Consider the following 11,859-nt stretch of genomic DNA (forward strand, 5'->3'; position numbering starts at 1 on the left):
GAACCCGAACCCCGCCACGCTGGACGACCGGTCGCCCGCCTGCACCCCGAACGCGGCGCGGTGCCACGCCACCAGGTTGGCCAGGCTCCGGTGCTCCACCATCACCCCCTTCGGCTGCCCCGTGGAGCCGGAGGTGTAGATCACGTACGCGAGATGATCCGGCGTCAGCCCGATCTCCGTGCGGCTGGGGTTCGTCTCCGGCTCCCCGGCCCATGTCCCCGCATCCGCCGCGAGGTCGATCACCCGTACATCCGTCCCGGAGAACAGCCCCGCCAGCGAGCCCTGCGTCAGCAGGACGGCGGGTGCGCTGTCGGCCAGCATGTACTCCAGCCGCTCGGCGGGATAGGCGGGATCCAGCGGTACGTACGCGCCGCCCGCCTTCATGATGGCCAGCAGACCGGCCATCATCTCCACGCCGCGATCCACACAGATCGCCACCCGTGTGTCGGGACCCACGCCCAGGGTGCGGAGGTGGTGCGCCAGGCGGTTCGCGCGCGCATTCAGCTCCGCGTAGCTCAGCGCCTCGTTGCCAAAGATCACCGCCGGCGCGTCGGGCGCGCGCTCCACCTGGGCCTCGAAGAACTGGTGGATGCACAGCTCGCGCGGATAATCGGCCTCCGTGCGGTTCCACTCCTCCACCACCCGGCGCCGCTCATCCGACGAAAGCAGCTCGATGCGATCCACCGCCTGCGCGTCGTCGACCGCCATCGCCCGCAGGACCCGCCGCAGATAGCCCAGCCAGCGCTCCACCGTCGCCTGCTCGAAGAGCGCCGTGGCGTACGTCAGGCTCCCCACAATGCGCCCGTCCGCCTCGCCCAGCGTGAGCGACAGGTCGAACTCCGCCGTCGCCCGCGACGACGAACCCACGTCTCCCGTCTGCTCCGGCCCGCCCTCCGACGCGTCCCGCCAGACGAACATCACCTGAAAGAGCGGCGTGTGCGCCAGGCTGCGCGCGGGCTGGACCAGATCCACCACCTGCTCGAAAGGGATGTCCTGATTCTGCTGCGCCTCCAACGTCCGTTCCTTTACCCGCCCCAGCAGCTCCGCCACGGTGGGCGAGCCGGAGAGGTCCACGCGGATCGCCAGGGTATCGGCGACGGAGCCCGCCGACCCCGCAATCTCCCCGCGCCCCGCCGCCGGCGTGCCGATGACCACGTCCGCCTGCCCCGAAAGCCGGCTGAGCACGGTCGCCCAACCGGCCAGGAGCGTCACGTACGGCCTTACCCCGTGCCGCCGCGACAGCGCGTTGAGTCCGGCGCTCAGCTCCTCGTCCAGCTGCACCCCCACGCGGGCGCCAACGAGGTCCCGCCGGGCCGGACGCGCATGGTCGGTGGGCAGCTCCAGCAACTCGGGCGCATCGGAGAGCGTCGTCTTCCAGTACTCCGCCGCGGCCTGCGTCGAGGCGAGGGCCATGGGGAGCGGCAGGCGCTCAGCGGTCAAACGGTTCAGCATCTTCGAAGGTCAACTGCGTGGGTTGCGGGGGCACGAGCAAAGTGGCGTTGCACCTCCCCAGTGGCGTAGCGGACACGGCCGGTTGAGCCGGGCGGACGTTCTCAGCCCGGCTCCTCCCCGGCGGGCACGGCCTCCGCGTCGGGCTGGCGAACCAGCTGCGCGAGCCGTGCAAGGGTTTCGGGATCGAACCGGGCCAGCCGCAGCTCCAGAATCCATTCGGCGAGCGCGGAGAGCACGGGCTTCTCGAACACGGCGGCCAGCGCGAGCTCCACGTCGATCTCCTGCCGCACCCGCGAGACCACCTGCAGCGCCAGCAGCGAGTGGCCGCCCAGCTCGAAGAAGTGGTCGTTCCGGCCCACCCGCTCCACGCGCAGCAGCTCCGCCCAGATCTCCGCCAGCGCCACCTCGATCTTGCCCTCCGGCGCCTCGTACTCGCGTGACGCATACGCGTCCCCCTCCGGGGCCGGCAGCGCCTTGCGGTCCAGCTTGCCGTTGGGGGTAAGCGGCAGCGTCTCCAGCCGCACGTACGCCGCCGGCACCATGTACTCCGGCAGCGCACTGGACAGGTGCGCCCGCAGCGCCTCGCTCACCGCCGGCCCGGTGGAGGCGGACACCGGCGTCCAGTACGCCACCAGCCGCTGGTCCCCCGGCACGTCCTCGCGCGCCAGGACCACGGCCTCGCGCACGTCCGCGTGCTCCGCCAGCCGCGCCTCGATCTCCCCCAGCTCGATGCGGAAGCCGCGCACCTTCACCTGAAAGTCGGTGCGGCCGATGTACTCCATCGTCCCATCCGGCCGCCAGCGCGCCAGGTCGCCCGTGCGATACATCCGCGCCCCGGTCTCGCCACCGAACGGATCGGCCACAAAGCGCTCCGCCGTCTGCCCCGGCCGCCCCAGGTAGCCGCGCACCACGCCCGCGCCCCCGATGTACAGCTCGCCCGCCACGCCCACCGGCACCGGCTGCAGCGCCGCATCCAGCACGTAGACCTGCGTGTTCGCCACCGGCCGCCCGATCGGCACCTGCGCGCCCACGCTCCCGGCGGAATCGGCACGGACCGCCTCGGTGGTCGACCAGATGGTGGTCTCCGTGGGCCCGTACACGTTCCACAGCCCGCCCACGCGCTGCCGCACCGCCGCCGCCAGCTCCGCCGGAAGCGCCTCGCCGCCGCAGAGCGCCCGCATCCCGGGTGCACCCTCCCACCCCGCGCTCACGAGCATCCGCCAGGTGGCGGGCGTGGCCTGCATTACCGTGGGCGCGTAGACCCGGATCGCCTCCGCCAGGGGCGACGGGTCCGCCGCCCGCTCGCGCGGCAGTACGATCGTCGCCGCGCCGTGCAGCAGGGGGAGGAAGATCTCCAGCACGGAGATGTCAAAGGCGTACGTCGTCACCGCCAGCAGGCGGTCCGCGGGCTCCATCCCCACGATCTCCCGCATCGATCCCAAGAGGTTGACCACGCCGCGGTGCGGCACGGCCACGCCCTTGGGACGGCCAGTGCTGCCGGAAGTGTAGATCACGTACGCCAGGTGCGCTGGCGACAGTCCCTCAACCGCCGGGTCCGTCGCGGGCTGATCCATCCACGCCGCGCCCTCCAGGTCGATCACCGGTACCTCGACGCCCGCGAACAGCGCCTGCACCCCGTCCAGCGAGCGCTGCGTGACCACGGCCGCGGGCGCGCTGTCGTCCAGCACGTAGCGCAGCCGCTCCGCCGGATACGACGGGTCCAGCGGAACGTACGCCCCGCCCGCCTTCATCACGGCCAGCAGCGCGACCACCATCTCCGCGCTCCGCTCCACGCAGACCGCCACCCGCGCGTCGGGGCCGACGCCCAGCGAGCGAAGGTGATGCGCAAGGCGGTTGGCGCGTGCATTCAGCTCGGCGTAGCTCCGCCGCTGGCCTTCGAAGACCACCGCCGTCGCCTCGGGCGTGCGCGCCGCCTGCTGCTGAAAGAGTTCGTGGATGCACGACTCGGACGGATACGCCGCGTCCGTGCGGTTCCACGCCTCCAGCACCTGTGTGCGCTCGTCCGCCGGCAGAAGCGCCAGCCGCTCCATCGGCTGCCGCTCGTCCGCCACCATCGCCTCCAGCGCGCGGCGAAGGTAGCCCATCCAGCGCTCCACCGTCGCCCGATCAAAGAGCGAGGTCGCGTACGTCACGCTTCCGACGATGCGCCCGTCCCGCTCCTCCAGGTCGAGCGACAGGTCGAACTTTGCCGCCGCCTCCGACGCGGAGACCGGCGCTCCCGACGTGGAGCCCGCCGCCCCCGCCGAACCCGCGCCCCCCGGTCTGAGGCCGGGGAGCTCCAGCCGGCCCTCCGACGTGTTCTGCCAGGCGAACATCACCTGAAAGAGCGGCGCGTGCGCCAGGCTGCGCGCCGGCTGCACCAGCTCCACCACCTGCTCGAAGGGGATGTCCTGGTGCTGCTGCGCGTCCAGCGCCCGCTCCTTTACCCGCGCCAGCACCTCGGCGACGGACGGGGAGCCGTCGAGCTGGATCCGCAGCGCCAGCGTGTTCACGAACAGGCCGATCAGCCCCTCGATCTCCATGCGGCCGCGGTTGGCGGTGGGGGTGCCCACGACCACCTCCTCCTGCCCCGACAGCCGGCCCAGCACCGCGGCCCAGCCCGCCAGCACGGTCATGAAGAGCGTGGTGCCGTGGCGCTGGCCCAGTGCCTTGAGCCCCGCCGTCAGCGCCTCGTCCATCACCACCGTCATCGATGCACCCGCGGGGTCTGCCTGCACCGGCCGCGGATGATCGGTGGGCAGCTCCAGCAGCCCCGGCGCGCCGCCCAGCGTGGCCCGCCAGTAGTCCGCCTGCTCCTTAAGGACGTCGCCGTCCACCCAGCGCCGCTGCCACGCCGCGTAGTCCGCGTACTGCACCGGCAGCGGCGGCAGCGGATCGGGCTCGCCGCGGCGGAAGGCGCCGTACAGCGCGCCCAGTTCGCGGGTGAACACCCCCATGCTCCAGCCGTCGGAGACGATGTGGTGCACGGTGACGTGCAGCAGGTGCTCTTCCGGCGCCAGCCGGATCAGCAGGCCGCGGATGAGCGGGCCCTGCGCCAGGTCGAACCGCGTGCGCGATTCCTCACGCAGCAGCAGCCGCACCGCCTCCTCAGGCTCGCCGCTCAGGTCGTGCTCGGCGAGCTGGAACCGGCTCTCCTGCACCGGGGCGATGCGCAGCACCTGGCCGCCCTCCACCTCCACGACCGTCGTGCGCAGCGCCTCGTGGCGCGCGACGATCGCGTCCAGCGCGCGACGCAGCGCGCCCCGGTCCAGCTCTCCCTGCAGCCGCTGCCGCGTGGTGACGTGGTACGTGCTGCCCAGATCGGCCAGCTGCTCCAGGAACCACAGCCGCTGCTGCGCAAAGGAGAGCGGCAGCCGCCCGCCGCGGTCCACCGGCTCGATCGGCGGCAGCTCCGCCGTGGCCGCGGTCGCCAGCCCGCGCGCGAAATCGGCCAGCACGGGGGAGCGGAACAGCTCGCCGAGCGCCACCTCCGCGCCCAGCACCTGCCGCACGCGCGACACCACGCGCACGGCCAGCAGCGAATGGCCGCCCAGCTCAAAGAAGCCGTCCCAGCGGCCCACCCGCTCCACCCCCAGCACCTCCGCCCAGATCTCCGCCAGCGCCTGCTCCGTCTCGCCCACCGGCGCCTCGTAGCCGCGGATCGCGTAGGCATCGCCCTCCGGGGCCGACAGCGCCTTGCGGTCCAGCTTGCCGTTCGGCGTCAGCGGCAGCGCGTCCAGACGCACGTACGCCGCCGGCACCATGTACTCCGGCAGCGCGCCGGAGAGGTGCGCCCGCAGCGCCTCGGCGTCCGCCGCGCCGGCCGCATCCGCCGCCGCGCCGACGAAGTACGCCACCAGCCGCAAATCGCCCGGCACGTCCTCGCGCGCCATCACCACCGCCTCGCGTACATCCGCGTGCTCCGCCAGCCGCGCCTCGATCTCCCCCAGCTCGATGCGGAAGCCGCGCACCTTCACCTGGAAGTCGGTGCGGCCGATGAACTCCATCGTCCCGTCCGGCCGCCAGCGTGCCAGGTCGCCCGTGCGATACATCCGCGCCCCGGGCTCGCCGCCGAACGGATCGGCCACGAAGCGCTCCGCCGTCTGCGCCGCGCGCCCCAGGTAGCCGCGCACCACGCCTGCGCCCCCGATGTACAGCTCGCCCGCCACGCCCACCGGCACCGGCTGCAGCGCCGCGTCCAGCACGTACACCCGCGTATTCGCCACCGGCCGCCCGATCGGCACCTGCGCGGCGGAATCGCCGCGCACCGCCTCGGAGGTTGACCAGATGGTGGTCTCCGTGGGCCCGTACACGTTCCACAGCCCGGCGACACGGCTCCGCACCGCCGACGCCAGTTCCGCCGGCAGCGCCTCGCCGCCGCAGAGCGCCCGCATCCCGGGCGCGCCCTCCCACCCCGCGCCCACCAGCATCCGCCAGCTGGCGGGCGTGGCCTGCATTACCGTGGGCGCATACGACCGGATCGCCTCCGCCAGCGCCGCCGGGTCCGCCACCCGCTCGCGCGGCAGTACGATCGTCGCCGCGCCGTGCAGCAGGGGGAGGAAGATCTCCAACACGGAGATGTCGAAGGCGTACGTCGTCACCGCCAGCAGACGATCCGCGGGCTCCATCCCCACAATTTCCCGCATCGAACTGAGCAGGTTCACCACCCCGCGGTGCGGGACGGCGACGCCCTTGGGCCGCCCAGTGGAGCCGGAGGTGTAGATCACGTACGCCAGGTGCGCCGGCGTCAGTCCCTCGACCGCCGGATGCGTCGCGGGCTGATCCGCCCACGCCGCGCCCTCCAGGTCGATCACCGGCACCTCGACGCCGGCGAACAGCGCCTGCACTCCGTCCAGCGAGCGCTGCGTGACCACGGCCGCGGGCGCGCTGTCGTCCAGAACGTAGCGCAGCCGCTCCGCCGGATACGACGGGTCCAGCGGCACGTATGCACCGCCCGCCTTCATCACGGCCAGCAGCGCGACCACCATCTCCGCGCTCCGCTCCACGCAGACCGCCACCCGCGCGTCGGGGCCGACGCCCAGCGAGCGAAGGTGATGCGCGAGACGGTTGGCGCGCGCGTTCAGCTCCGCGTAGGTGAGACGCTCTCCTTCGAACGCGACCGCCTCGGCATCGGGCGTGCGCGCCGCCTGGGCCTGGAACAGCTCGTGGATGCACGACTCGGACGGATACGCCGCGTCCGTGCGGTTCCACGCCTCCAGCACCTGTGTGCGCTCCTCCGCCGGCAGAAGCGCCAGCCGGTCCACCGGCCGCCGCTCGTCCGCCGCCATCGCCTCCAGCGCGCGGCGAAGGTAGCCGACGTGCCGCTCCACCGTCGCCCGGTCGAAGAGCGAGGTCGCGTACGTCATGCTGCCGACGAGGCGCCCATCCCGCTCCGCCAGGTCGAGCGAGAGGTCGAATCTCGCCGCCGCTCCCGACGCGGAGACCGCGGATTCCGCCGCGCCCACGCCGCCCAGCGTGAGGCCGGGGAGCTCGCGCGCGCCCTCCGCCGCGTTCTGCCAGCCGAACATCACCTGAAAGAGCGGGGTGTGCGACAGGCTGCGCACCGGCTGCACCAGCTCCACCACCTGCTCAAACGGGATGTCCTGGTGCTGCTGCGCGCCCAGCGACCGCTCCTTAACACGCGCCAGCACCTCGGCGACGGTGGGCGAGCCGAAAAGCTCGATCCGCAGCGCCAGCGTGTTCACGAAGAAGCCGATCAGCCCCTCGACTTCGGTGCGGCCGCGGTTGGCGCTGGGGGTGCCGATGACCACGTCCTCCTGGCCCGAGAGCCGGCCCAGCACCGCGGCCCAGCCCGCCAGCACGGTCATGAAGAGCGTGGTGCCGTGGCGCTGCGAGAGCGCCTTGAGGTCGGCCGTCAGCGCGTCGTCCATCACCACGCCCACCGACGCACCGGCATGATCCACCTGCGCCGGCCGCGGATGGTCGGTGGGCAGTTCCAGCAGCGCCGGGGCGCCGCCCAGCGTGGCCCGCCAGTAGTCCGCCTGCTCCTTCAGAACGTCGCCGTCCACCCAGCGCCGCTGCCACGCCGCGTAGTCCGCGTACTGCACCGGCAGCGGCGGCAGCGGATCGGGTTCGCCGCGGCGGAACACGCCGTACAGCGCGCCCAGCTCGCGGGTGAACACCCCGATGCTCCAGCCGTCGGAAACCATGTGGTGCATGGTCACCTGCAGCAGGTGATCCTCCTCCGCCAGCCGGACCAGCAGACCGCGGATGAGCGGCCCCCGCGCCAGGTCAAAGGGCGTGCGCGCTTCCTCACCCAGCAGCCGCCGCACCGCCTCTTCCGGCTCCCCGCGCAGGTCGTGCTCGGCGAGCTGGAAACGGCTCTCCTGCACCGGGGCGATGCGCTGCACCTGCCCGCCCTCCACCTCCACGACGGTGGTGCGCAGCGCCTCGTGGCGCGCCACGATCGTGTCCAGCGCGCGACGCAGCGCGTCCTGGTCCAGTTCGCCATGCAGCCGCTGCCGCGTGGGGATGTGGTACGTGCTCCCCAGATCGCCCAGCTGCTCCAGGAACCACAGCCGCTGCTGCGCGAAAGAGAGAGGCAGGGGACCGTCACGATCCACCGGCTCGATCGGCGGCAGCTCGGTGCGCGCCGCGTTCCCGATGGCGCGCGCGAGGTCCGCCAGCATGGGGGTGCGGAACAGTTCCCCAAGCACCACCTCCGCGCCCAGCACCTGCCGCACGCGCGACACCACGCGTACGGCCAGCAGCGAATGGCCGCCCAGCTCAAAGAAGCCGTCCCAGCGGCCCACCCGCTCCACACCCAGCACCTCCGCCCAGATCTCCGCCAGCGCCTGCTCCGTCTCGCCCACCGGGGCCTCGTAGCCGCGCGTGGCGTAGGCATCACCCTCCGGAGCCGGGAGCGCCTTGCGGTCCAGCTTGCCGTTCGGCGTCAGCGGCAGCGCGTCCAGCCGCACGTACGCCGCCGGCACCATGTACTCCGGCAGCCGCTCCGAAAGATGCCCCCGCAGCGCTTCGGAGTTCACCGCGCCCGCGGCGACGAAGTACGCCACCAGCCGCTGGTTGCCCGGCACGTCCTCGCGCGCCATCACCACCGCCTCGCGCACGTCCGCGTGCTCCGCCAGCCGCGCCTCGATCTCACCCAGCTCGATGCGGAAGCCGCGCACCTTCACCTGGAAATCCGTGCGGCCGATGAACTCCATCGTCCCGTCCGGCCGCCACCGCGCAAGGTCGCCCGTGCGATACATCCGCGCGCCGGTCTCCCCGCCGAACGGATCGGCCACGAAGCGCTCCGCCGTCTGCCCCGGCCGCCCCAGGTAGCCGCGCACCACGCCCGCGCCCCCGATGTACAGCTCGCCCGCCACGCCCACCGGCACCGGCTGCAGCGCCGCGTCCAGCACGTACACCCGCGTATTCGCCACCGGCCGCCCAATCGGCACCTGTCCGGGGGAGTCGCCGCGGACCGCCTCAGACGTGGACCAGATGGTGGTTTCCGTAGGCCCGTACACGTTCCACAGCCCGCCCACGCGGTTCCGCACCGCCGACGCCAGCTCCGCAGGCAGCGCCTCGCCGCCGCAGAGCGCTCGCATCCCGGGCGCGCCCTGCCACTCCGCGCTCACCAGCATCCGCCAGGTGGCGGGCGTGGCCTGCATCACCGCGGGCGCGTAGGCCCGGATCGCCTCCGCCAGCGCCGACGGGTCCGCCGCCCGCTCCCGCGGCAGCACGATCGTCGCCGCGCCGTGCAGCAAGGGGAGGAAGATCTCCAGCACGGAGATGTCGAACGCGTACGTCGTCACCGCCAGCAGGCGATCCGCGGGCTCCATCCCCACGATCTCCCGCATCGAGCCGAGGAGGTTCACCACCCCGCGGTGCGGGACGGCGACGCCCTTGGGCCGCCCAGTGGAGCCGGAGGTGTAGATCACGTACGCCAGGTGCGCCGGCGTAAGTCCCTCGACCGCCGGATCCGTCGCGGGCTGATCCACCCACGCCGCGCCCTCCAGGTCGATCACCGGCACCTCGACGCGCGCGAACAGCGCCTGCACCCCGTCCAGCGAGCGCTGCGTGAGCACCGCCGCGGGCGCGCTGTCGTCAAGGACGTAGCGCAGCCGCTCCGCCGGATACGACGGGTCCAGCGGAACGTACGCCCCGCCCGCCTTCATCACGGCCAGCAGCGCGACCACCATCTCCGCGCTCCGCTCCACGCAGACCGCCACTCGCGCGTCCGGCCCTACGCCAAGCGAGCGAAGGTGATTCGCGAGACGGTTGGCGCGCGCGTTCAGCTCCGCGTAGGTGAGACGCTCTCCTTCGAACGCGACCGCCTCGGCCTCGGGCGTGCGCACCGCCTGGGCTGCGAACAGCTCATGGATGCACGACTGGGCCGGATACGCCGCGTCCGTGCGGTTCCACGCCTCCAGCACCTGCCGCCGCTCGGCCTGCGAAAGCACGTCGATGTTCCGCAGCGTCCGCTCCGGCGCGTTCTCCAGCGCCTCGACCAGCCCCGCGAGCGCCGTGTGCATCAGCTCGCACACCCGCTGTGCGCCTACCTCCGCCTCTGCCTGCACCGACAGGGAGAACGCCTCTCCCCAGTCGTTCACCGCCAGGTTGAGCGGGTAGTTGGAACGCTCCATGACCTGCAGGGCCTGCGTGGGCCCGGGCGCAGAGCTTCTTTCGCCGCCTCCGCCGCCACCGCCGCCACCGCCCACACTGCTGGAATGCCGGTAGTTGAAGACCGCCGAGAACAGCGGCTCCGGCGCCGGCACGCCGCTCATCTGCTGCGCCAGCGCGAGGGATGCGTGCTCGTGGCGCACCAGGCTGGCCAGCAGCGCCTGCGTCTGGCGAACGCTCGCCTCCGCACCTTCTCCCATCCCGATCCGCACCGGCAGCGTGTTGATGAACGGCCCCAGCACCCGGTCCGCTCCCTCACCGCCCTCCATGCGCCCGAAGAGCACCGTCCCAAACACCACGTCGTCGCGGCCGGAGGCCAGCCCCAGCACCTGCGCCCACGCCACGTGGCACACGGCCGCCACGCTCACCCCCAGCGCCCGCGCACGCTCCCGCAGCCGCACGGCCAGCCGCTCCTCCACCCGCAGCATCCCCGGCTCCAGCCCCAGCCCGTCTCCCCGCACCTCGCGCAGCCCAAACGGCGCCGTCGGCTCGTCCACGTCGCCCAGCAGCTCGCGGAAGAAGGCCTCGTGCTCCGCCCGGCTCACCCCCAGCCGCGCCTGCGCCACGTAGTTGCGGAAAGGCAGCGGAGCCGGCAGCTGCGCCTCGCGCCCGGACAGGTGCGCCTCCATCTCCTCGCGCAGCACGTCGGCCGCGGTATGGTCGCTCACCATGTGGTGCAGCAGCAGCAGCAGCCCCCAGCGCCCCGCGACGGCCTCACGGCCCACGTAGGCACGCAGCATGGGAGCCCGGCTCAGGTCGACGCGCCGATGCCGTGCGCCGACCCGCTCGTACAGGTGCCTCGCCGCATCGGCGGCCGCCGGATCGACCTCCACCTCTTCGACCGCCAGCGGAGCGTCGCGCCAGACTACCTGCACCGGCTCGGAAAGCCCCTCCCACACCACCGACGTGCGCAGGATGTCGTGCCGCGCGACCGCCGCCTGCAGCGCGGCCAGGTAGGCATCCCGCTGCTCGCGGCTCCCGAAGGAGAACGGCTGCGGGAGCAGATAGGGATCGTTCTCCGGGCTGAGCAGGTGGTGAAAGAGGATCCCCTCCTGCAGGGGCGCCAGGGGATAGATGTCCTGCACGTTCTCCGCGCCGCCCCGCACGCCGGCCACGACGCGGTCGATCTCCGCCTGCGTAAGCTCCACCAGCGGCAGCATCTCCGGCGTGATGGCGCCGCAGCCGGCCGGGATCCGGTTGGGCGGGACCGCGACCTTGTTGAAGTCACCTTCCGCCGCCGCGGCAAGCTCCGCCACCGTGGGCGTGGTGAACAGCGCGCGCACGTCCGCGCGCACGCCGCGCCGCCGCATCCGCTCGACCAGGGTAACCGCCAGCAGGGAGTGGCCCCCCAGGGCGAAGAAGTTGTCGTGTACCCCCACCCGGTCCACCTTCAGCACCTCGGCCCAGATCCCCGCCACCAGCTCCTCGGTCGGCGTGCGCGGCGCCACGTAGCGGTCCGCGTCGGCCGCGTACTCCGGCGCGGGAAGCGCCTTGCGGTCCAGCTTGCCGTTCGGCGTCAGCGGCAGCGCGTCCAGCGCGACGAACGCGGACGGCACCATGTACTCCGGCAGGCTCCCGCGCAGGTGCTCCCGCAGCGTGTCCGCCTCCACGTCACCGACGACGTACGCCACCAGCCGCCGGTCGCCCGGCACGTCCTCGCGCGCAATCACCACGCAGTCGCTGACGCGCTCGTGGCCCCGCAGCATCGCCTCGATCTCGCCCGGCTCGATGCGGAAGCCGCGGATCTTCACCTGCGCGTCC

General features: G+C 72.8%; 2 protein-coding genes. Both read right to left on the reverse strand.

The window, feature by feature from the left end; all coding sequences use genetic code 11:
• Positions 1 to 1,440: non-ribosomal peptide synthetase (locus tag ACOJUJ_RS07900; RefSeq protein ID WP_420126318.1), on the reverse strand; the 1,440-nt coding region annotated here is incomplete at its 3' end.
• 113 nt (positions 1,441 to 1,553) lie between these two features.
• Positions 1,554 to 11,859: amino acid adenylation domain-containing protein (locus tag ACOJUJ_RS07905; protein WP_420126319.1), on the reverse strand; the 10,306-nt coding region annotated here is incomplete at its 5' end.

It is taken from the genome of Longimicrobium sp. (assembly GCF_048594345.1).
Classification (GTDB): Bacteria; Gemmatimonadota; Gemmatimonadetes; order Longimicrobiales; family Longimicrobiaceae; genus Longimicrobium.